The 21,220-nt window shown below is 58.4% G+C and carries 28 protein-coding genes and 2 tRNA genes; 13 read left to right on the forward strand and 17 right to left on the reverse strand.

From position 1 onward, the window contains the following. Positions 1–213: 213 nt before the first annotated feature. Genes WH303_RS20200 through WH303_RS20210 form a run of 3 tightly spaced genes read right to left on the reverse strand, consistent with a single transcriptional unit; the run spans position 214 to position 940 of the window. Entirely contained in the window at positions 214–501 is a 288-nt protein-coding gene (locus WH303_RS20200) for a hypothetical protein (RefSeq protein WP_339520705.1), read from the reverse strand. Beyond that, entirely contained in the window at positions 498–638 is a 141-nt protein-coding gene (locus tag WH303_RS20205) for a hypothetical protein (RefSeq protein WP_339520707.1), read from the reverse strand. Before WH303_RS20205 ends, WH303_RS20200 begins: the two co-directional genes overlap by 4 nt. After that, a complete protein-coding gene (locus tag WH303_RS20210) occupies positions 635–940 on the reverse strand; it encodes a hypothetical protein (RefSeq protein ID WP_339520709.1) in 306 nt (101 codons plus the stop codon). Before WH303_RS20210 ends, WH303_RS20205 begins: the two co-directional genes overlap by 4 nt. A 75-nt stretch (positions 941–1,015) precedes the next feature. Here WH303_RS20210 and WH303_RS20215 point away from each other — a divergent pair, with 75 nt between their 5' ends. Both WH303_RS20215 and WH303_RS20220 read left to right on the forward strand, forming a co-directional pair. Next, positions 1,016–1,375, forward strand: a complete 360-nt coding sequence (locus WH303_RS20215) for a hypothetical protein (RefSeq protein WP_339520711.1) — start codon at positions 1,016–1,018, stop codon at positions 1,373–1,375. 69 nt (positions 1,376–1,444) lie between these two features. Next, positions 1,445–1,681 carry a hypothetical protein gene (locus tag WH303_RS20220; protein ID WP_339520713.1) on the forward strand — a complete coding sequence of 79 codons (237 nt, stop codon included), beginning with the start codon at positions 1,445–1,447 and terminating at the stop codon, positions 1,679–1,681. 188 nt (positions 1,682–1,869) lie between these two features. On the opposite strand, the gene WH303_RS20225 is transcribed toward WH303_RS20220, so the two are convergent. The 8 genes from WH303_RS20225 to WH303_RS20260 all read right to left on the reverse strand — a co-directional run bounded on the left by WH303_RS20225 (position 1,870) and on the right by WH303_RS20260 (position 7,246). Beyond that, positions 1,870–2,349: a hypothetical protein gene (locus WH303_RS20225; RefSeq protein WP_339520715.1), complete on the reverse strand. Its 480-nt coding sequence runs from the start codon at positions 2,347–2,349 to the stop codon at positions 1,870–1,872. A gap of 1 nt (position 2,350) precedes the next feature. After that, on the reverse strand, positions 2,351–2,785 hold the full coding sequence (locus WH303_RS20230) for a hypothetical protein (protein WP_339520717.1): 435 nt from the start codon (positions 2,783–2,785) through the stop codon (positions 2,351–2,353). Between the two features lie 16 nt (positions 2,786–2,801). Continuing rightward, on the reverse strand, positions 2,802–3,143 hold the full coding sequence (locus tag WH303_RS20235; RefSeq protein WP_339520719.1) for a hypothetical protein: 342 nt from the start codon (positions 3,141–3,143) through the stop codon (positions 2,802–2,804). Next, complete coding sequence (locus tag WH303_RS20240) at positions 3,140–4,945, reverse strand: bifunctional DNA primase/helicase (RefSeq protein WP_339520721.1); 1,806 nt, start codon at positions 4,943–4,945, stop codon at positions 3,140–3,142. The genes WH303_RS20235 and WH303_RS20240 overlap by 4 nt, the downstream gene beginning before the upstream one ends. After that, complete coding sequence (locus WH303_RS20245) at positions 4,942–5,940, reverse strand: hypothetical protein (protein WP_339520723.1); 999 nt, start codon at positions 5,938–5,940, stop codon at positions 4,942–4,944. The genes WH303_RS20240 and WH303_RS20245 overlap by 4 nt, the downstream gene beginning before the upstream one ends. Before the next feature lie 2 nt (positions 5,941–5,942). Next, positions 5,943–6,134 (reverse strand): hypothetical protein, encoded by a 192-nt coding sequence (locus WH303_RS20250; RefSeq protein WP_339520725.1) that lies wholly within the window; start codon positions 6,132–6,134, stop codon positions 5,943–5,945. Between the two features lie 100 nt (positions 6,135–6,234). Further along, positions 6,235–6,744, reverse strand: coding sequence for a phage regulatory CII family protein (locus tag WH303_RS20255; protein ID WP_312835932.1), 510 nt, complete (start codon positions 6,742–6,744; stop codon positions 6,235–6,237). A gap of 274 nt (positions 6,745–7,018) precedes the next feature. After that, the gene (locus tag WH303_RS20260) at positions 7,019–7,246 is read right to left on the reverse strand and encodes a transcriptional regulator (RefSeq protein WP_339520729.1); all 228 of its coding nucleotides are present in this window, start codon (positions 7,244–7,246) and stop codon (positions 7,019–7,021) included. An 80-nt stretch (positions 7,247–7,326) separates the two neighbouring features. On the opposite strand from WH303_RS20260, the gene WH303_RS20265 reads away from it, so the two are divergent. From WH303_RS20265 to WH303_RS20315, 11 genes are all read left to right on the forward strand, one after another. Beyond that, positions 7,327–7,962 carry a S24 family peptidase gene (locus WH303_RS20265; RefSeq protein ID WP_339520731.1) on the forward strand — a complete coding sequence of 212 codons (636 nt, stop codon included), beginning with the start codon at positions 7,327–7,329 and terminating at the stop codon, positions 7,960–7,962. A gap of 15 nt (positions 7,963–7,977) precedes the next feature. Continuing rightward, complete coding sequence (locus WH303_RS20270; protein WP_339520733.1) at positions 7,978–8,400, forward strand: hypothetical protein; 423 nt, start codon at positions 7,978–7,980, stop codon at positions 8,398–8,400. Between the two features lie 581 nt (positions 8,401–8,981). Next, a complete protein-coding gene (locus tag WH303_RS20275; protein WP_339520735.1) occupies positions 8,982–9,365 on the forward strand; it encodes a beta-sandwich lipoprotein in 384 nt (127 codons plus the stop codon). Positions 9,366–9,735: 370 nt separating this feature from the next. Beyond that, positions 9,736–9,873: a hypothetical protein gene (locus WH303_RS20280; RefSeq protein WP_339520737.1), complete on the forward strand. Its 138-nt coding sequence runs from the start codon at positions 9,736–9,738 to the stop codon at positions 9,871–9,873. A gap of 33 nt (positions 9,874–9,906) precedes the next feature. Further along, the gene (locus WH303_RS20285; protein ID WP_339520739.1) at positions 9,907–10,188 is read left to right on the forward strand and encodes a hypothetical protein; all 282 of its coding nucleotides are present in this window, start codon (positions 9,907–9,909) and stop codon (positions 10,186–10,188) included. Then, entirely contained in the window at positions 10,185–10,802 is a 618-nt protein-coding gene (locus tag WH303_RS20290) for a hypothetical protein (RefSeq protein ID WP_339520741.1), read from the forward strand. Before WH303_RS20285 ends, WH303_RS20290 begins: the two co-directional genes overlap by 4 nt. 32 nt (positions 10,803–10,834) lie before the next feature. Beyond that, the gene (locus WH303_RS20295) at positions 10,835–11,647 is read left to right on the forward strand and encodes a BRO-N domain-containing protein (protein ID WP_339520743.1); all 813 of its coding nucleotides are present in this window, start codon (positions 10,835–10,837) and stop codon (positions 11,645–11,647) included. A 76-nt stretch (positions 11,648–11,723) separates the two neighbouring features. Next, entirely contained in the window at positions 11,724–12,518 is a 795-nt protein-coding gene (locus tag WH303_RS20300) for a hypothetical protein (protein ID WP_339520745.1), read from the forward strand. After that, entirely contained in the window at positions 12,515–13,339 is an 825-nt protein-coding gene (locus WH303_RS20305) for a hypothetical protein (protein WP_339520747.1), read from the forward strand. Before WH303_RS20300 ends, WH303_RS20305 begins: the two co-directional genes overlap by 4 nt. 94 nt (positions 13,340–13,433) lie before the next feature. Then, positions 13,434–13,658 carry an excisionase gene (locus WH303_RS20310; protein WP_339520749.1) on the forward strand — a complete coding sequence of 75 codons (225 nt, stop codon included), beginning with the start codon at positions 13,434–13,436 and terminating at the stop codon, positions 13,656–13,658. Further along, entirely contained in the window at positions 13,637–14,866 is a 1,230-nt protein-coding gene (locus WH303_RS20315) for an Arm DNA-binding domain-containing protein (protein ID WP_339520751.1), read from the forward strand. The genes WH303_RS20310 and WH303_RS20315 overlap by 22 nt, the downstream gene beginning before the upstream one ends. Before the next feature lie 45 nt (positions 14,867–14,911). Here the strand turns inward: WH303_RS20315 and WH303_RS20320 are convergent. The 6 genes from WH303_RS20320 to uvrC form a co-directional block, all read right to left on the reverse strand. Beyond that, positions 14,912–14,987: transfer RNA gene (locus WH303_RS20320), tRNA-His, on the reverse strand. Between the two features lie 60 nt (positions 14,988–15,047). After that, a complete protein-coding gene (locus WH303_RS20325; RefSeq protein WP_339520753.1) occupies positions 15,048–16,961 on the reverse strand; it encodes a SurA N-terminal domain-containing protein in 1,914 nt (637 codons plus the stop codon). An 828-nt stretch (positions 16,962–17,789) separates the two neighbouring features. Then, positions 17,790–17,865: transfer RNA gene (locus tag WH303_RS20330), tRNA-Val, on the reverse strand. A 16-nt stretch (positions 17,866–17,881) separates the two neighbouring features. Next, a complete protein-coding gene (locus tag WH303_RS20335) occupies positions 17,882–18,154 on the reverse strand; it encodes an HU family DNA-binding protein (RefSeq protein WP_021026954.1) in 273 nt (90 codons plus the stop codon). A gap of 306 nt (positions 18,155–18,460) precedes the next feature. After that, positions 18,461–19,027, reverse strand: coding sequence for a CDP-diacylglycerol--glycerol-3-phosphate 3-phosphatidyltransferase (gene pgsA / locus WH303_RS20340; protein ID WP_021026955.1), 567 nt, complete (start codon positions 19,025–19,027; stop codon positions 18,461–18,463). Positions 19,028–19,112: 85 nt separating this feature from the next. Then, the gene (uvrC, locus tag WH303_RS20345) at positions 19,113–21,167 is read right to left on the reverse strand and encodes an excinuclease ABC subunit UvrC (RefSeq protein WP_339520757.1); all 2,055 of its coding nucleotides are present in this window, start codon (positions 21,165–21,167) and stop codon (positions 19,113–19,115) included. Between the last annotated feature and the right edge of the window lie 53 nt (positions 21,168–21,220).

Raw genomic sequence — 21,220 nt, forward strand, 5'->3', positions numbered from 1 at the left:
GATGTCATTGTGTTTACGGACAAGCAGGCTGTCGCCTGCAGTGAATTGGCCGTTTACACAAAATTCTGCACACCCTCATGCTTGAGTTTGTTGACGACAAGGAAGCCTTCCGCATCCGCCTCAATCAAATTTTCAGCGCTTCCGCTGCGAAGTCAATGACGCCCGAATCCCTGGCTGCACACGAGGCACGGCACCAGGCTCTGATTGACAGGCTTACTGGTCAACGCAAGCTTTAAGCGCAGAAGCGTTGTCGGCATTCGGCCAAGTCCGATCACCAGCTACGCGAGGCGCCTGGCCTCCATTCACAGCTAGCTTGATCTCCTTGCAGTGCTCGCCCCAGGCTTGGATCAGCTCGGGCGTCAGCTCCACTTCAAGGCGCACCACCTCTAGCCCGTGCTTTTCCACATCTATCTGCATTCCCTGCAGGACAGGTGGGCGCAGCTCGTAGATGGCCTTGATAAGTGCCTGCATCGGGTTGTATGGGGGCTGATGTGCTTTCATGGCTTGTCACCTCCGAAAATCACGAAAAGCGCAGAGAGCAACAGGCTCACACCACCCAGGACCAACCGCTGGCCCGGCTTCATGTTGTGAGACACACAGATCATCGTGATCAACCCGAAATACTGAACTGCGCTCATGGCTTGCTCCTCAGTGCAGCGGCCATACAGATGGCAGCATCACGCATATCGTCTGGGTCAATGGCGCAACGCGCCGCAATGGGGTCTACCCCGCCATGGATAGCCTCAGAAATCAGCGCATGGCGACGCATGGTGCAGGCCACCGGCGATAACAGAACCGCTGGCAGCAGCAGTAGCCCGAAGGCGGTAACCAACGCTTGCCGTGTATCCATGGCTTGCTCCAAAAGAAAAGCCAGCACTTGGCTGGCCTTGGTAAAACAAACGCGACCCGCTCGCAGTTCCAGCGGGTTGATCTCCATCAAACATATCGACTATGATCACTTCTGACGAATATTCGTCATTTATTACCAACATAGACCTTTTCTGAGGGATCCCAGATGGCAAACTTCACCGATAGCTTGAATGAACTTATGTCTCTTGACGGAGCACAGTGTGCAGCCGTGGTTGACTACAACAGTGGCATGACACTAGCGAGCGCCGGATCCGCAGTGGATATGGAACTGGCTGCAGCGGGTAACACCGAAGTCGTACGTGCCAAGATGAAGACCATCAAAGCCCTTGGTCTTAATGAGAGCATTGACGACATCCTGATCACCTTGGGTAAGCAATACCACATCATTCGCCCATCGGCCAAGCTAGATGGCATCTTTGTGTACTACGTTCTGGACAATAAACGGGCAAACCTCGCTCTTGCGCGCCGCAAGGCTGCGGACGTCGAGTCCACCATGGCCATGTAATTTCGTATACAAAGGTGTTACGTCTGCATCTATGCAATAGTTCCTGAACCTAACCGAAAGGAGATATGCATGTCAGAACATTTACGCCAGGCTGTTCCCAGCATTGACCCACAAGTGATTGGGGCAATTGATGCACTGGCTGCGGCATACAAGTTGGGAGATAAAGCAAGGCTACCCGACTTTGAGTATGTAGAAGAAGCGAAACGGTTTTACTTTGGATACTGCGCCCAAGCATCCGAACCCGTCGATTTAATCAAAAAAGAGATTGATACTGTTAACGACGCTACTCTTAAGTTGAAGCTCTAGTAGTAAGAATCTTGTAGCAAATTCCTGTGCCAACAATGCCCGCAGATCGCGGGCTTCTTTTTGTTGTAATCTGATACGACGGCAGGAGCAGAAACGAAAAGAGCCCCCCTAGTGGAGAGCTCTCACACTGAGCATTTGCAGACACTGCCGCCTCCACATAGGGTATGCGACTCTGTGCTGTTGCTCAGTCAATGGGGTGACTGTACCAGATTACTAGGCTTCGCACAAGGATTCAACGTGTAGTTTCTTAACGTCATTGCGCCAGCCTCCACCACAGCTTCGGCCTGCGTATCAAAGAAACGTGTGCGCCAGCTAGTGCCACCTTTTCGCACCTCGCACGCAGTCCTGCCATCAACTCCCAGAAACTGAACGCGCCAGCCTTCTCGCTCAAGCGCATAGCGCAACTGCGCCCCATTTACTGGACTTGCCGCCGTCTTCACATGCTCTTGGCTCCAGGCATGGGCCAGTACATCAGCTGGCAAATGCTTCGCCTGCGTATAGCCATCAACCTGGATCTCCACCCTGCAATCCCGGCAGCGGCTGAACCAGCCCATGGTCCGGCTGTTCCACACGCTCCGGTTTTCGTGCAGGCAGTGGCCCAGGTAGCGCACATTCACCAGGCGCTCAGCTTCGGACAATGCTCGGTCAGCTTTGTACTCGCCATCCATGTCATGCGCCCCTGTTGATCAGCATCTGACGCGCATCACGCAACAGATCGGCCAGGCCTTGGAGGCTGGTGCCCAGCTTCTTGCATGCGCGGCCGGGGCTGGCTTCCTTGCTCCGTGGGTCCAGCACATAGCACCAGTTCAAGGCGGCGCGGTGCTTTTCTGGCAGTTGGGCTACGGCCTTGGCCACCTTTGCGGCGTCCATTGGGTCCATCAGCTCGGGAGCAACATCTCCAGGCTGGCGCAACTGCGGCTCACGCGGCATGCCTCGGAACATGGGGGACACGTCTCGGCGCATAGGGCCATGGCACCAGCGCCCCCAGTTGGCCAGGCGAATATCCATTGGCCGCTGGGCTTCTGCCACCACGTTGAAGTCCACATATCCCCGGCCACTGCGGCGCGCTGGGGTGGATAGTGCTGCTGTTTCTGCAAAGTTCATTCGTGCTCCGTTTCGGTTATTGGGGTTGGGTGTGGGGCTGCTTGTGTGCGGCCATGCGCTCCAGGAGGTCCGCCATGAAGTCATCACACAGGTCTCCCACGGCTTTGGCCTCCGAGACATCCACGGGTGCAGGGTCTTGGTGGGCCTGCAGGCGCTCTCGGTATTCGCAAAGCACGCGCCGCGCCTGCCGACATTCGTCATCGCTGCCAATGAAAACGGGCGAAAAGTCAGTTCCATATCCGCGCAGAAATACTTGCCGGGCCTTCTTCAGCGTCGTGCTAAAGGGCTCCACATGGAATGCATGTTGTGTGCGGCTCCACAACAACGCATAGGTCGTATCGTCCTGGGTGAGATTCATGTGTTTGGCTCCGAGGAGGGGTTGATAACTTCTGGCTGTCCGCTGAATGGGACGTAGGAAACTGCTGCTCGACGTGAGTTGGTGGCAAACTGCTGCGCGGCCTTGTTGAACCAGAGCCACTGGGTGTAGTGCTGGACATCGCCGTTTCGCTGCTTGTGCAACTCCAACTTGGCGTCTGGTTTATCCGGGTCCAGCTCGGAATCACTCTCATCCTTGCGAGCGCTCCAGACCGTGAATACGTTGTCTGCGCCGTCGGTGATCTTGGAGGACCCCGCTACATCCAGCTTCCCGGGCCCTTTGCTCTCGTCCGCTCCTTTGCGAGGGTGGGCCACCAGGTGCAAATGGCAGCCATTGCGGCGTGCGAAGTCGCAGATCTTGCGCATGGCCTCTTTTTGAGCAGTCATAGCGCCAGAGCCGTCCTCCGGCACATCGGTCATCATCAAGCTGTCAATCACAAAATGACGGATGCCGTAACGCTTGCTGGCGTACAAGAAAACCGACAGCAGGCGATCCAGGCCCGCGCTTCCTACCACGTTGAACAACCAGATGCGGTCATGCACCCAGCGGCCAATGGCGTCGAGGTATTGCATGGTTGGGCGGTCCAGCCCTGAGGCCTGTTTTGACATCCGCTTCAGTTGCCGCTCCGGGGTCATTTCGCCGGAGAACACCATGAAGCGCTCGCCCTGGTCCACCAGGCCAAGCTGCACTTGGGAGAGCATCAGACTCTTGCCGTGGCCGTTATAGCCAGTCCAGACCGTCACTTCTCCATGTCGAAACTCGAACCAATCGAGGTCTTTGTCGAGTCGCAGAACAGGGTCGCGGTCTTCGTTATGCGCTGGGTAGAACAGCGCCTTTACCTTGTTCATGAAGTCGCTGGCCTGACGCATCTCTTCAGGGTCCATCGGCTGAGCCTTCTCGATGTACTCCTGAAAATCCACGTCAACAGCACCCTTCTGCAAGAACTCGTTGGCGTCCTTCTCGGGCAGCTTCACGCGCTTGCAGCGATCTATTCCCAGGCGGCGCACCACCTCCTGAGCACCCTTCTCACCGGACTCGTCACCGTCAAAAAAGATCAGGATTTCGCTGAAGCGCTGCAGGCGCTCCCAGTCGTTTTCCAGCCATTGATGATTGCCAGCGCCGGCGTTCACCGACAGCGCAGGAATGCCGCACTGATGCAGCGTCATTGCGTCAATTTCGCCTTCGCACAGAGCGACAGTCCGCTCCTTCGGGTCGATCAGATGCCAGCCGAATAGGCATGGCTCTGCGCCGCCCTCCTGCCGCATATCCCGCTTCTCAGCGATATTCCGGTACTTCACATTGACCAGTTCGCCGTCTCGCAGATATGGGAACAAGGCATAGGTCTTGTCGCCCTTGACTTGCTCGGCGATCTTGAACGCGGCAATGGTTTCGTCAGTGAGGCCCCGCGACTTCAGCCACTCCAATGCCCCTGCTTTGGCAGTCTGGCAAGTGGGCTTAGCTGGGCGCTTGAAGTTCGGCTTCTCGCGCTCGGGCATGGTGTCGCGAATACCCAGGTAGTGCTTTGCGTCCCTGAGGGCTTCGGACATTGAGCAGCCTCGTACCGCCATGAACAGGTCCAGCAGATCGCCGGATTCACCGCTCGAAAAGTCTGACCAGACACCAGCTTTGGCCCCCTTCACGCGCACTGATAGCGACTGCCCTGGCTCGCCATTGACGCTACCGACCTTCCACTCCTGGCCAGCACGTTTGCCCTGAGGGAGGAGAAACGATGCAACATCGGCGGCGTCCTGAGCCAAGCGCTGTGAAATCTCGTTTGCGTTCATAGCACCAATTCCCTCCGCTTACCGCAGCTGAACTGGTGAGCATTTCGCTCGGTGCAGCCTTCGTTTTGAGCTTCCCATCGATTGGCGAAGCCTGCATTGATCGCCCACTGGGGCTTGTTTTCCGTGTCGTTGACTTTGCCGGGCACCTCGTCCCCCCAGCGCCCTTGTGTCAGCCATGTCGAAGGATGTGGAATGAACTGCCCGCCATCCTTGCACCATTGCTCCGACTGGGCTTGCACACGGATTGCTGCCAGCATTTCACTCAGCAGGTCACCGTCTGGCTTACGCTTGGCAAACGCCTTACGCGCAGCATCCTTGCCAATCTTTCGAGGGTATGCAGCCCAGAATTCAGCGAATCCGAATGGATCCGGGGTCGGACCCGAGCCTCTGCCCCCCTTGGGGGGTAGGGGGGTATTTAATAAACCGGTTCCGGTTCCGGTTCCGGTTCCGGTGTCGTCTTTGCCAGGGTCACTACCTTGTCCGTCCCTGTTCTGTCCCTCTGCTGTCCCGTGGGACAAATCCGGGACTTCTGCATCCTGTCCAGGGTCACTCCCGCGTCCGTCCCCGTTCTGTCTCGCCGCCTCTTCAGCGTCTTTGCGCTTGCGGTAATCAGCTTTTCGTTGACGTTCTTTGTCCTTGACACCCATCATTTCTAGGACGCGAGTCGTCATCGTGGTGTGATACAGGCGACCGTCTACGGCCTTCCACCAGCCGCGCATCAGGATTGCGCGTGCTTTTGTAAATTGGACTGCTTTCATGCCGATGCGCACGGCAATGAGCTGGTCGTCGTCTGGCAGTGAGCCGCATGGAACCTGCTTCCAGGCGGTGGCCCAGAGCATCAGCAGCCACGGGCGCAGCTCTGCGGGTGCAAGTGCCCAGGTATCAGACTGCTCAATGCGCTCTAGGTCCAGCTCGAAGCGCCAACCCTTAGCCCGCGTGTCGGCCGGGTATGGCGGCTCTGCAAAGACCCCAGAGGCTTGCGAATCATTGGCCATGCCTATTCCTTTGTCTCCAGCGCCTGGCGCTTGGCAGCGCGGATTGCGCGGATCAGGGCATCCACGTTGGTGACCGCCACGAAAACATTGCTGGAGGCGCTCTGCAAATCAGAAGGCTCCTGGGTGATGACGATTTGGCCGCCCTGGGCGAATGAGACTTGAATCTCGTCTTGTTGCTGTACTGCTATTGGCATGTGTCCACCACAAAATGAAGGAACACCACAGATAGAAGGCCAGCGGCCGGCAGGTGGTGGATCTGCTGTGCGGGAGCTACCCTGGACGCTGGCATAACCTTTAAGCCGCGGCCTCAGCGCGCGCAGCGCTTTTGCCTTGCTTGCTCTTCGCCTTGCCCTGCTTGTTCTTGGCCTCGACGGTTTGGACCAGCTGCTGAATGGCAGCCAGGGCCTCAGCGGCTTCCTTTTGGATGCGCGCCAGGTCGTTGTCCGAGATCACGCCATCTGCATCACCTTCGAGGGCCGCACTCATGACATGGGACAGCTCTTGAGCCACGCTGGAGATCGAGCGATGCACGCATGGGCCGCCTTCCATCTCCACCACAGGCAGGCGCACAAAGCCGCCGCCATCAGCCGCAATCGCGTTCACAAAGTCATGGCAGTGAGGCGTGTTGGCCTCGATGCAGATTTCGGAGATCAGCGTGGCGGTACTCAGACCCAGCTTGAACTTGGGATCACCCGACAGCTCTTTGCGCAGCACCTCGGCGGTCTTGCCGAGGCGCGGCGCCAGGCTGTCGTAGCCGCCTGGGTAACTTTTGGCCATCTGGCGCAGTGCATCTTGGGGAGTCATATCCGGCCTCTATGTTTCTGGATGTTGTTTAAGTTGCGCAGCTTTCAGATACTGGCTGCATGAAAACGCAAAACACCTCCGCCACCGCCCGCCGCCCACAACTGCTGGGCAAGCAGATCCACAGCAGCACGCAAACCCGAGTTGCCCAAAACGTCGATGCAGACGGGCGCATCACTCGCACGCTACAAACCTCATGCTTAGAGGTGAATTGGATAAGTGGAGAGGCTGTCATTCGGTTCACGGGTAGCGTGGTGACCTTGGCGAAGGCTGAGGCCTAAGCGGTGGCTGGCTCGATGAGATCTGGCCAAATCAGATGCCAGTCGTTGGGCCGAAGATCTTTGCGGCTGACTTTTCCAGCGGTCAGTCGCTCGATGCGCAGGCAGTAAATAACTGGCACTTGCTTCTTCCATTGCCAGACAGCAGCCTTGGTGACACCTAAGGTCACCGCTAGAGCTTGTTGAGAGCCGACCACTTCGGCGGCGGTGTCGATTGGGTTTTGCATTTTCAGAGGATAGCATTTCTAGACTCTATAGGCAATATTTTCTATCCCCGACGTGTAAAGTATTTCTATACGATTGCTATATGGAACTAAATGACTGGGTGCGCGCGGCTCGCAAGCACGGAAAACTCACACAGGAACAGCTTGGTGAAGCTGTTGGGCGCACCAAGGCCAACGTCGGTCATTGGGAGAAAGGCCTGCACTCGCCTAGCTTCGAGATGGTCCAGCGCATAGCAGAGGTCACCGGTTACGCGGCGCCAAACTCAGTGGCTGCACCAGAAGCCAATGCAGACGATGCGCCAAAGTTGCGCCAAGCGCGCGCCATTCCGGTGGTGGGAAGCGTGAAGGCCGGCGACGATGGCTACCTTGAAGAGCTGCAATACCCAGTTGGACACGGCGAAGGCTTCGTGATGTACTGGGCCCAAGATCCTGGTGCTTATGCCCTACGGGTCAAAGGCGACTCTATGCACCCTCGGTACAGGGCGGGCGAGTTTGTAGTGATAACGCCAAACATTGAAGCTCAATCAGGCAGAGATGTGATGGTCGCGCTGACGAATGGCAAGAAGTTATTGAAGCTGCTCAACTGGTCGCGTGACGGAGAGGTTCAACTTCTAAGCATTAACAATGGGTACACCCCCATGACGATAGACATGGCCGACATTGATAAGATCCATCGAGTGGCAGGAAGTGTGCCGCCTGATGCGTTTGAACCTTATTGATGGAATCGAGGGGACATGAAAAAGTTTGCAATCACCATTTCTGCTGTTTTAGCCCTTACAGGATGCGCTACCGGTCCAACTCCGTTAGACCGCTTGCAGTCAGCGGCATATCAACAGGTTGTTCTGTACGCCAGTGAGTCTCAGATGTTTCTGGACAGCGGGAAGTCCCAAGATGAGCTCAAAGCAAGCGCTCAGGAAGCGATAGCGCGCAACCTGAAAGATCCAGCTGCTGCTCAGTTTCGCAATGTTCGGGTGATGCAATTCACGAATGGCAGAGTTGTTTGCGGAGAGGTCAACGGTAAGAACAGCTACGGCGCCTATGTGGGCTTTAAGCGTTTTGCCGCAAGCAACAACTCGGGCACCATCGAGTCCACCGGCAATCGATATCCGCACATCGATGTGGCGGCAAATTCTGGAATTGACGCAGCTTGCTTTTAAGTCGAGATCATTTTCTCGTTTGAGCCGCCTTCGGGCGGTTTTTTGTTGTCTGATCGAAATCTCTCTTCTTTGCCAACCTCATGCAACCAAAAAAAGGCTATCTTTTCTATCCCCAACAGGCTAGGTTAGCTTGACATTAAGGATAGATTCACTATACTTCAACCGTCGCAGCAACAAAAGCGATCCAGCCACCCCGAAGCGATTGGTATGCGTAGGGGCCTAAGCCGGTGAATCACCGCTGGCAGCTGGAGGTCAGGCCCAACACACCGGGATGGCCATGCAGCAGTTGCACCAAGCGATGGGTGCCAGTGATCGAGCGAGCCCCCTCCAGGTCTTTAAAAAGTCAGCCGCCGATGTTGCTTGCCCTGCCTGTGGGGCATTCGTCCGGCCAATTGCACCAGCGGGCACGGCCGCTGCTCTGCGCGGTGCCCAGCCGTAGCCCTGCAAGGCTCAACTGGTGAGGTGCGACGGGATGCCAAGACAAGAAAGATCCCAATGCGCGAAAGCGCCCCCTGCCCTCTTCGGAGGGCGAAAAACAAAACACTCCGCCCTCCGAGTTTTTTGCTTTTCAAGGAGCACGCATGAAAACCAAGACCATTGCAGCTATCACCCTGGTGGCTGCTCTCGCCGGCTGCACCAGCGATGCAGATGTGGCATCTCGCAACCTGTCGCAGGCCGCAGATAACTTCGAGGTGAACCGCCGTGTGGTGTTCTACAACGGGATCACAGGCGAGTACATGCTCAGCATCGAGGGCCTGTGCAGCAAGGGCAATGGAGACAGCCGAAGCATGGTAACCATCACATGCAAAACGGCCCCCGGCGTCTTCAAAAAGCACTATCTCGGGCTGTCCGACAACATCACCTATTTCATGGAGCAGTTGGAGCCGCTGCCTGTTGGCGCCAGCCACTACGTCGTTAACTTCAAGCCCACGGCGATCCTCCCTGACATCCGACTGCGCCAGTGATTGATCCCCCACTACTCCCTCTGCAGGGGCCGCCAGGGGCAAATGGCGGCGCAACACGACCGCATCGTCTGCGGTGCAGAAGCTGACGAGTCCGGAGCAAGATAGTGATCTTCGTAAGCCCAGCCAGACGGGCACCAATACCCCCCAGCCTCTGCCTTCAAACCTACTAGGCAGAGACACAAACCCACCAGCCCGCCACTTGAGCGGGCGCTTTCTTTTCTGGAGCCCAACATGGCTGAAAACAACTCTTCCGCTCCCCTCCGCTGCGGCAGCTGTGGTGCCCCCGTAGAACGCGAACCACAGCCAGGCGAAGGCCTGCCCTGCGGCCACTGATAACCCCGCCCATCCGGGCACTGACAACGGAGCTGCAATGGCCGAACAAATCACCCTCGCCTACCGACTTTTCACCATGCGCCGCTGGGCCGGCGCCAGCTGGACTAAGGCCGCTGCCTGGGCCGTTGGTCTGGTCTGGCGCAACGTGCGCACAGACTTGCGCGCACGCCTTTAAACCGTCACCACTTAACCGAGAAGGAGCCAACAAATGGCACAAATGAAGACCCTGGGAGAAATTGGACTGATGGCAGTCGAGCTGCACCAATGCACCAAGAGCCGAAAGGAGGCCAGCGACAACCTCAAATCGGCTTACGTGCGCTGGGCCCACGGCACAGGTACGTTTCATCGCATAGAACGAGACAGCGATGAATGGGACCGGATGATGGTTGCGACCGATCCGGAGTATCAACTGCAGGAAGCTGCAAAGCGCAAGGAGCGCAACGCTCTGCGCCGGCTGCACAGCGCTATTGCGAGAGGGGTGCAGCTTTGAAAGCTCTGGCAATTACGGGCAACGAATCCGCCGCCGATCTGGTTAAACAGTTGGTGGCACTGCGCATGCTGGCCCGGCAAAACGTACGAACCCGCAGGCAATCGGGTGCGCTGCTGGCGGGATACAGGACCAAGCTGGCACTCGCAGCCGTGGGGTCTGATGACTGGGCGCTCACCAATCACCTGATCGAGGCAATTGATGAAAACCGCCTTGCTTGCGAATTCCATGAAATTGAGATCGGCAAATACCTGATGTTCCTTTGCCATGAGATGGATCAGAAGGTCCCTCGGGCGCTCATTTTCGACGCGCTCAACACCAGCCATGCAGATCGAGACACCGAAGAGGTGCGCAAGTATGGAGATAAGTCTCACCACCTGATTTGCATCCTGGATCTTGAGAACTCTGCGACCCAAGACGATGACATCGAGATCCGGCCGCTGAAGTGGTGCCACACGATGGCATTTATGAACGCCATGCAGACCAACGTGAAACTGAGCAAGGCTGTGCACGAAAAAACCAATGAAACCTTCGGCGGCGCTTTCGGTGAGTTTCAGGAAACGCCGCTTATGGATCGCTTGGCAGGGAAGACCGTTGCAACGGCATCTCAAGCGTAAGCGCCAGCCAAAGCACATAAAGGAACCCCGCCATGAGCACCATCGTTCTCCACCGCCTGGAAAACATCTCTGTCCGCACGATAGAGGTGTATGGCAAGACCTACTTTGTCGGCAAGGATGCGACAGAGGCCCTTGGCTATGCCAACAGCAGCGATGCAATCAGTACCCATTGCAAGGGGGTCGCCACACGCTACCCCCTTCAAACGAATGGGGGTCTGCAAGAGGTGCGCATCATTGATGAGCCGGACCTGATGCGCCTCATCGTCAACAGCACCCTGCCCACCGCCGAACGGGTCGAGCGCTGGGTGTTTGAGGAGGTGCTCCCAAGCATCCGCCAGAACGGCGGCTACCAGGTTGCCCCACGCACCCCCGGCGAGATGCTGCTGGCCAGTGCGCAGGCTCTGCTGGCCGTCGAGCAAAAGCAGGCGGAAATTACGGCCGATGTTGCCCGCCTGGAGGGCCAAGTGCAGGACCTGGCCGAATCCCGCGTTTGGGACCACTGCCCACAAAACTGCGAGCCCATCAGCAAGATCGTGGACCGCATGAACAAGCGCTATGCCCTGCCCGATTGGGTGGTCCACCGGATCATGCGCGAGCTGCCCATGAGCCCCAAGCCGCATGCCATGGTGCGCAACCACCGCGAAGAAGCGCGGGGCTCGCAGTATGTGGTTTACGCCGTGGCTGACATTACCCGGCTCTTCGCCCAGTTCGTGAAGGACTGCGTGCAGGAGACGCCCACCCTCTGGTCGCACCGCGACATTGAAAAGCGCTTTCAGCTCATGCCTGAAGGCCGCAAGCCCAAACCACTCAAAGCCCACGCCAAACCAGAAATGGCCCCAGCGTGACCCACCAAAGCGAAACCCCTGAGCGCTCTGACCTGCTCAGGGGTTTCTAGACCCGAACCATTACCAGGAACGAACCATGGAAGCAATTATCTCGCGTCCAAAGGCGGGCGCCAAGCAGAGCCCTGCGCGCCAGCAGGCAAAGCACAGCGATCCAGTGCCACCGCAGCCCACAGAGGCCGAGCGCCTGCAGAAGGAAGCGCTGCAGATTCTCCACTACCTCTGCACGGAACTGGCCCAGGCTGAACTGCGGGACATGCCACAAGCGCAGGCAGAGGCAATTGAGTGCGATACGGTGCTGTTCAACTTGCTCAACCCGGAAGAATCGGACTGCCCTCAGATGGGCACCTTGGCAAGCCTCGTGATGTTGCGCCAGTGCGTGCAGAACACCTTCGCATGTCTTGAGGCTGCAGCAGGGCCAACAGTGCCTGTCGCAGCTGCCACTGCTGCACTGCTGGAGCATATCGACCAGTACGCCGAGCGGCTGCACTCAGCAATCTCGGGCCTGCCTGCAAGCCTCGAAGATCTCCGGACCTTGACCACCTTCGCTGGCATCAAGACCTTCCGTGACCGGCCGACACCGCCGATCCGGCGCGTCGAGCAAGCGCCGCCAGGGAAGACCCATGCGCAGCTGCGTCGAATTCTCGAGTTCGTCGCCCAGCAGGCTGGCACGGTGAACGAGCTGCTCATGCAGATGCAGGCCGACTCCAAGATCAGCTATGAGAGCCAGGTGCTGCTGGGTGGTGCCCAGGCCCTCACCCAATACATTGGCGCGGCTGCAGACGACGCACTGGGTGGGGACATTGTTGGCGACTTTGAGCGCTGGACCTATGGGCCTAACTTCGCGGACGCGGACAAAGGAGCATCAGCATGAACGCAGTTCTTGAAAAGCCTCCAGCAAAAGCTCGCGGCCGCAAGGCGGCGCCATCCGCACCAGCCCCTGTGCCAGTTCCACTTGCTTCTACTGATGCGACCCTGTTCGCAGAAGTGGGCGACTTCCTGGCTCAAGCCAGTGGCACCGATGAACCGCATGGTTTCAGTGGCGACTCAGATCGCCTGCTGAGCATTGGAGCAATGATCGCGCTTGATGCCGCAAAAGGTAAGTACTCGAACACGAACGCAGAGAACACAGCTTATGACGTAGCGGCATGCATCAACGCTGCTCGCCTTGTGCCTGACGATACTGAGTCAGTCGAACGGACCATAAACATCCACTGTGCATCCGAGCGTTTAGCAGCCATAACAGGAAGTGCTATTCATCAAATCATCTTCACCGATGTGCCGCGCCCTGCTCGAGATCCTGCGCTAACACCTCCAGCTGAGCCTGCAATCAGCCACAAACGGTTCACCGAAGACCAGTTGAACGATTTGTACTTCAGGGCCTATGTACACATGGATTGCGCCCGGATGGTGATCTTCCAGTACGCGGAGCATGCGAACTCTGAGGAAGTATTCGCCTTGCGTGATCTGCTGGACACATATTGCGAAGCTGCGAAGACTTCCCTGGACACGAAGGACGCCGGAACGCTCTTTTCGGGTCCACTGCCCGACCTGTCTGCGGACCTTAGCAAGATCATCCACCTGTTCCACATCGTCAACGACGACAACCGCGATGACGGCGTACTACATGGGGTTAACTACCTGCTCATGAGCGCCAAGCGAATCACTGACGGAGATTTAGGGGTGCTGGGATGAGCAGCTGGGCAAACACAAACCTGCAGGCCATGCCGGTGAGCGAGCAACCTGCGGGTGCTGCGATCTTGCCGAACTTAAATAAGGAACAAGGAACATGAGCAGCATAGAACTCGAAGCCCCTCAGCCCGTTTTTCTCGCTGCCGATCGGTATGTGACCATCCGCGTGTACTCAGCCATATCTGGATTCACCATCAAGGCCATCCAGCGCAAGATCGAGAGCGGTGTCTGGATACAGAAGCGCGAATGGGTCCGTGCCCCAGACGGCCACATTTTTATTGACAGAGAAGGAGTCCAGCAATGGCTGACACGCGGGGTGTAGAAATTCGCGAGAGCAGCATCAGGCTGTCTTTCGCATTCGAGGGGAAGCGACAGCGCCGCACGCTCATGGTCGACGGAATGGCGATATTGCCTACGCCGGCGAACGTGAAATACGCTCACCGCTTGATCGCAGAGATCCGGCTGCGCATTCGCGCTGGCTCATTCAGCCTGGCCGAATACTTTCCAGAAGATGGAACCGTAGCGCGTGGCGGCACTGTCGCTGACCAGCTCGATCAGTGGCTGGCAGCCCAGAGCATCGAAGAATCGACCAAGGCGGGATACTCCAGTGCTATCAAATTCTGGAAGCCGCTTGTGGGACAGATCGCGATGACCGCCCTTCGGCACTCCGACATCCTCAAAGCCCTGCGCACCCGCCCCGACCTGAGTGGCAAGACTGTCAATAACTATGTGTCTGTGCTGCGTGCAGCCATGCACCTTGCAGTCCTCGACCGCTTGCTCAAGGAGAACCCGGTCGCGGCCATCGAGAATGCCAAATGGCAGAAGGAGCCGCCGGACCCATTTGACCGAGAGGAAGTTGACAAGATCATCGCCTATGCGCAGGAGCACTATGACCCGGCCGTGGCCAACATGATCGAGTTTCGCTTTTTCACTGGAGTGCGCACCAGCGAGATGGTGGGCCTTCAGTGGACCTCAATCGACTGGAACAAGCGGCAAATGTTGGTCCGCGAGGCGGTGGTCATGGGCATCCGCAAGCAGACCAAGACGAACAAGGCTCGGATAGTGGCGCTCAACAGCCGAGCTTTTGCCGCCTTGGAGCGGCACCGCACAGCTCTACCTCGCGCCAACGTGATGGCGATATCTGAGGTGGGAGATACCACCCATGCGGAAATCAAGAGGAAGGGCCAGGTCGACAACAGCACTGCGTTCCTGGATCCACGGTATGGCACCCCATGGATTGACGAGCGAGCTTTCCGCCGATCTTTCTGGACGCCGGCACTCAAAGCTTTGGGAATCAGGTATCGGCCACCCAACAATGCCCGGCATACCTTCGCAACCATGCTGCTGATGGCCGGTGCCACCCCAGCCTATGCAGCTAAACAGATGGGGCATTCCGTGGAGGTGTTTTTGTCGGTCTACTCCAAGTGGATCGACGACGGGCACGGGGACCTAGAGCAGGCCAAACTAGAACGCTTTATTGGTCAAAACTCCCCTGCAACTCCCCAGGAGCAGCAGAAAGGCACAGTCTGAAATTGAAAAACCCTTGCAGGTTATTCACTTGCAAGGGTTTCAATTTGGGGTGGCTGATGGGGCTCGAACCCACGACAACAGGAATCACAATCCTGGACTCTACCAACTGAGCTACAGCCACCGTGTTGGGGAAGACATGATTATAGCCAGAAATTTGGCCCCTCTCATGAAATCTCCGTTTTTATGAAATTTTTGTTTCCGCGGGGCGTGGCACCTTGATCTGTACCTTGAAACGCTCCTTGAGCATTTCGTAGTAAGCCAGGGTCTCGGCATTGGCCTGGTAACGCTCGAACTCCTGCTTTTGGCGCAGACGCAGCTCGGCAGAGTCTTCGCCACGCGGCACCACCTTGTTCACGCGCACAACGGTGTAGCCATCGTTGCCCAGGTCCACACCGACCCAGGATGCGGCATCGCCGATCTTGGCATGCATGGCGGCATTGAGGACGGCAGGCACCTGACCCTTGGCATCCTGGCGCGACACGACGATGGGGGCTGCCAGCTTGGCGCCCGCAGCGTCGGCCTTCCAGGCTTCGAGCTTGGCTTGGGCATCCTGGCGCGCGAGCTCGGCAGACTTCTGGGCCACAAAGAGGTCATGGGCCTTGGCCTTGACTTCTTCAAACGGCAGAATGCGAGCGTCGAAGTGCTCCACGACACGGCCGGAGGCCAAGGTGCTGGGCGCCACTTCAATGGCTTCGGTGTTGCGCTTGTTCTGCAGGGCATCGCTGGAGAACAGCGCTTCCAGGAAGGTCGGGTTGGCCAGGGCACCGGTGGCGCCAGCCGCAGCCGTGCGGGTGACATGCTCGGCCTTCTGGATCTTCAGGCCCAGCTTTTCAGCCACGGGCTGCAGGCTGTCGGACTGCTCGAACACCATGTTGGAGAAGGTCTCGGCCACTTCGGCGTACTTGCGCTGCACCTGCTGGGCCAACACTTCGGTCTCGATCTTGGCGCGCAGCTCTTCAAAGCTTGGCGTGCGGGGCGTCTTCACCTCGCCCATCTTGATGATGTGGAAGCCATACTCGGTGCTCACCAGATCGCTGATATCGCCAGACTTCATCGCAAAGGCGGCATCTTCAAACGGCTTGACCATATCGCCAGGCTTGACCCAGCCCAGATCGCCGCCGCTGTCACGCGAGCCGGTGTCTTGCGAGTTCTTCTTGGCCAGGTCGGCAAACTGCGCGGGGTTGGCCTTGGCCTGGGCCAGCAGCTCCTCGGCGCGCTGCTTGGCCTTGTCACGGTCTGCGGCCGACATCGAGGCAGGCGCATCAACCAGGATGTGGCTGATGCGGCGCTGCTCCTTGTCCATGAAGCGGCTCAGATTTTCCTTGTAGTAGGTACGCAGGTCGTCTTCGCTGGGCTTGATCATGCCCTTGACGGCTTCGGCGTTCAGCACCACGTATTCGATCGTGGACTGCTCCTTCTGGCGGAACAGCTCCTGGTTGCTCTTGTAGAAAGCTTCCACATCGGCATCGGTGGTCTTGACCTGGGACGCATAGTCCTTGGCAGCAAACTGGGCCAGCTGGATCTCACGCTGCTGGTAGAGTGCATCAACCGCCAGCTTGGTCTGCTCGTCGGTCGCAAAGGCCGTGTTGGACACACCGCCCAGCACCTGGCGTGCAGCGATATCGCGGCGCATGCCCGCTTCAAAGCCCTCGGGCGTCATGCCCTGTGCACCCACCAGCGCGCGGTAGGCATCCACATCGAGCGAACCATCGGGCTTTTTCAGCGCGGCGATCTGCGGGATCTCCTGCAGCGCACGCACCAGCGAGGCATTGTCCACCGTCAAATGCATTTTTTGCACGGCGGCATCGATCACCTGGTCACGCACCATGCGCTCCAAAGTCAGATAGCGGGCCTCGGGGCCATCCATCCACTTGGCGTCCATGTTGGGGTCTTGCTGGCGCATGCGGTCCGAGGCAACGCGGTGCGCATTGTCCCAGTCCATCTGCGTAATGTCTTTGCCATTGACTTTGGCGACCACCGGGCTCTTTTCGGTGAAGTAGTTCTGGTTCACTCCCACCAAAACAAAAGACAGAATGATCAGCAAGAACAGCGGATACATCAGCACCTTGGAGTACTTGCGGATGGTTTCAAACATCGTCTAACTTTCCTGAGGACAAAAAAAAAGGCGAACCCTCATTCGCCTTTATTCGGTTTTCACTAGGTGGCGCGGGCTTGCTGCCAGGTCCGAAGCGCCTACCCATGGCTTGCAATGGATGATTTCTCATTGCAAATCAATCAGATACAGCCCCAACCAACGGAGACAACCCACCCCCTGTCAAATAGGGCGTGCAACATGCGTCTTGGCAACGCACGAACGTCGAAACAGCAAGTGTACAGCGAAAGAGTTTTTGATCCCCATGAGGGCCAGGGGCGCGTTAGGGAATACGGGATTTTTGACGCTTCAGAGGGCCCAAATGCGGCACCGATGCGGCCGCCCCCCACCCACTGCCCGTGGCCACCCAACCGCCTGGTGCTGGACGCCAACCCATTCTTCTACCGAAGAGAGAAGCTACGCAACGCTGGAAGTTGGGTGGCAACACCGGCAGCGCACACGAGCCGTATGGCTGGACTTGTTCTCCATCATGAACTCCAAAACCTGCAAACTTTCGCGCGGTTCTGGGAAGTCTAGAGAGATGGCGCCACTGCACCCGCTTTGGCCGAATGATGCCAGCGGCATTATCGCCAGCAAAGCAACCATTCCCCTAGGGACCTAGCCAAGCATATTCCACCACTGCGTTAACGCAAGCCTTGCCAAGCCTTATCAGTGACAGGCATGCGGACCTGCTCCGCTTCAAGGAAACTAACAGGTGGCAAATGGCGTTTTGGGGTTGGCAGAGGCGTCCTTTGCGGCCATTCCAATGGGTGAATGGGCAAAGAAAAAACCCCTTAGATCGCTCTAAGGGGTTTATTTTCTTGGTTAATGTGGTGGGTGCTGACGGGGTCGAACCGCCGACCTACGCCTTGTAAGGGCGCCGCTCTACCAACTGAGCTAAGCACCCCACCTGATAACCGAAATTAGTTCAGCGCATCTTTCAATGCCTTGCCTGGACGGAACTTAGGCACCTTGGCTGCCTTGATCTTGATCGCAGCGCCGGTACGTGGGTTACGGCCGGTACGAGCAGCGCGCTTACCAACGGCAAAGGTACCAAAACCTACCAGAGAGACTGTACCACCTTTTTTCAAGGTCTTCTTCACTGCGTCAATGGTGGACTCCAGCGCACGAGCGGCAGCAGCCTTGGAGATATCAGCATTGTTAGCAATGTGCTCAATGAGTTCAGTTTTATTCACAAGCAGCCTCTATTAATCAAGAGAGTTAAGGAAGTGTATGTTTCGTCCCATTATGAGCAGTTTGTACACCGTACAACTGTCACAGATTCAAAAACAACACCACTGGCACGAAATTTTCACCTCGACCCCAGTGCCTCTGGAATGAGATGAATTCTAGACGGAATTTCTGGGTGCGCAGGCAAAAAATCACTTTTTTTCGCTGACCAGCAACCGGTTTGCCTTGCAAAAGCCAAGCATCACGGGCGCTGTAGCCTGAATTCCTTGTACAGGCGAGATGCAGTCTACGCCCAAACCTGTGGCGCTTGACTAAGAATCAACCCTAGCCCGGATCTCGGGCAAGGCCTTTTGCAGGTAATACACCATGGACCAGACCGTGAGCACGGCCGCGCCCCAGATCAGCCAGGTGCCCCAGACGCCGGTGTCGATCCCGGCCACCTTGCCGTCGTAGAGCAAAAAGGGGATGGCCACCATCTGCACGGTGGTCTTGAGCTTGCCCACCATGTGCACGGCCACGCTCTTGCTCGCGCCAATGCGGGCCATCCATTCGCGCAGCGCCGAGATGGCGATCTCGCGGCCGATGATGATCAGCGCGACAAAGACATCGGCGCGCTGCAGGTAGACCAGGATCAGCAGCGAGGCGCAGACCAGGAACTTGTCGGCGACCGGATCCAGGAAGGCGCCGAAGGAGGAGGTCTGGTTGAGCTTGCGCGCCAGAAAGCCATCGAGCCAATCGGTGAAGGCGAACACCACGAACATGACGGTGGCCCACAGGTTTTTGGTGGCCATATCAAGAGGCGAGTAGTACACGCCGATGATGAGCGGGATCGCGACGATGCGCGTCCAGGTCATGATGGTGGGGATCGTAAAGAACATGCGGCTATTGTGGCACGCAACGGTGCAAATTCAGTGAACCGCAGTATTGCCTGCGCGACCGTTGCGGCGCGGCCAGCGCACCCCCTCAATGCAGGGCCTTGTAGATGTCCTCTGCCAAGGCCGCAGAGATGCCATCGACCGTCATCAGGTCATCGACCCCCGCCTCCTCCACCCCGCGCACCCCACCAAAGCGCTGCAGCAGGCGCGCCCGCTTCTTGGGGCCCACGCCAGGGATGTCTTCGAGCCGGCTGCCGCCCACCCGCACCTTGGCGCGCGCGGCACGCATGCCGGTGATGGCAAAGCGGTGCGCCTCGTCGCGGATCTGCGCCACCAGCATCAGCGCGGCCGAATCACGGCCCAGGTAGACCTTGTCGCGCCCGTCGCAGAACACCAGCTCTTCCAGCCCGACCTTGCGGCCCTCGCCTTTTTCGACACCGACGATGCGCGACAGGTCCAGCCCCAGCTCGGTGAAGACCTCGCGTGCCACACCGACCTGGCCCTTGCCGCCATCGATCAGCACGATGTCGGGCAAACGGGCAGCGCCCTTGCCCAGCTCGGCGCCACCGGCATCGCGTTGGGCCTCGGCCACCTTGCTGTAGCGGCGCGTCAGCACCTGGCGCATGGCGGCATAGTCGTCGCCGCCGGTGATGCCCTCGATTTTGTAGCGCCGGTATTCGCTGCTTTGCATCTTGTGGTGGTGGAACACCACGCAAGAGGCCTGGGTGTTCTCGCCCGAGGTGTGCGAGATGTCAAAACACTCGATGGTCAGCTGGTCGATATCGTCCTGGGGCAAATCCAGCGCTTCGACCAGGGCGCGCGTACGCGCCTGCTGCGATCCCTCTTCGGCCAGCAGCCGGGCCAGCTGCAGCTGGGCATTCTTTTGCGCCATCTCCAGCCAGACGCGGCGCTCCTCACGCGGCTGCGACACTGCGGCAATGCGCGTGCCGGTCTGCTGCGACAAGGCCTCCAGCAGCGCGGGCTCCAGCGCCACGCTGACCACCAGCACCGGGGGCGGCGCCACCTGCAGATAGTGCTGGGCCACAAAGGCCTCCAGCACGCGTTGCTCCACCGTTTTGGCGGGCCGCACGATGCCGGGCTGGGCCCCACCGGGCTGGGCACCACCGGGCTGGGCACCACCGGGCTGGGCCTCACCAAGCTGGCCGCCCGCCTGGTCTGCGGCTACTTCCGCCTCTTCTGCCTCTTCCATGCTGGCGATGGCGGCGCTGTCTTCCACATGCACCGGGAAATACGCGCGGTCGCCCAGATGCCGGCCACCGCGCACCATCGCCAGGTTCACGCAGGCCTTGCCGCCTTGCACCTGCACGGCGAGCATGTCCACATCGCGGTCGTCGATGGTCTCGATGCTCTGCTGGTGCAGCATGCTGGCCAGCGCCTTGATCTGGTTGCGGATATCGGCCGCCTGCTCAAACTCCAGCTTGTCCGAGTGCGCCATCATGCGCGCCTCCAGCGTCTTGAGCAGGGTGTCGGTCTCGCCGCGCAGCATGGCCTCGGCATGGGCCACATCGGCGGCGTAGTCCTCGGGGCTGATGTGGTCCACGCAGGGGGCGCTGCAGCGCTTGATCTGGTAGAGCAGGCAAGGCCGGGTGCGGTTGCTGAAGATGCTGTCCTCGCAGGTGCGCAGCCGGAACACCTTTTGCAGCAGCAAGATGGTTTCCTTGACCGCCCAGGCATTGGGGTAAGGGCCGAAATAGCGCTGGCGCTTGTCGGTCGCGCCCCGGTAATAGGCCACGCGCGGGTAGCACTGGCTGGGGGGCGTGCGCATATCGCCATCGTGGATGGCCATGCCGGTGATCTTCAGGTACGGATAGCTCTTGTCATCCCGAAAAAGAATGTTGTATTTCGGGTGCTGGGTCTTGATGAGGTTGTTTTCCAGCAGCAGCGCCTCGGCTTCGGAGCGCACCACCGTGGTCTCCATGCGCACGATCTTGCCCACCATGTGGCCGATGCGGGTGCCGCCATGGTCCTTCTGGAAATAGCTCGAGACCCGGCGCTTGAGGTTGATGGCCTTGCCCACATACAGCAGCGCATCGCTGGCATCGAAATAGCGGTAGACGCCAGGCATGGCTGGCAAACCAGCGACCTGGGCAAGAAGTTCGGGAGAGTGCACGTGGGTGGGCATGGCGCTATTGTCTTATGCGTTCGCCCCGCCCGCAGCGAAGCGGCCCATCACCC

The sequence above is a fragment of the Comamonas sp. MYb69 genome (assembly GCF_037479315.1).
In the GTDB taxonomy this organism is placed as follows: Bacteria; Pseudomonadota; Gammaproteobacteria; order Burkholderiales; family Burkholderiaceae_C; genus Comamonas.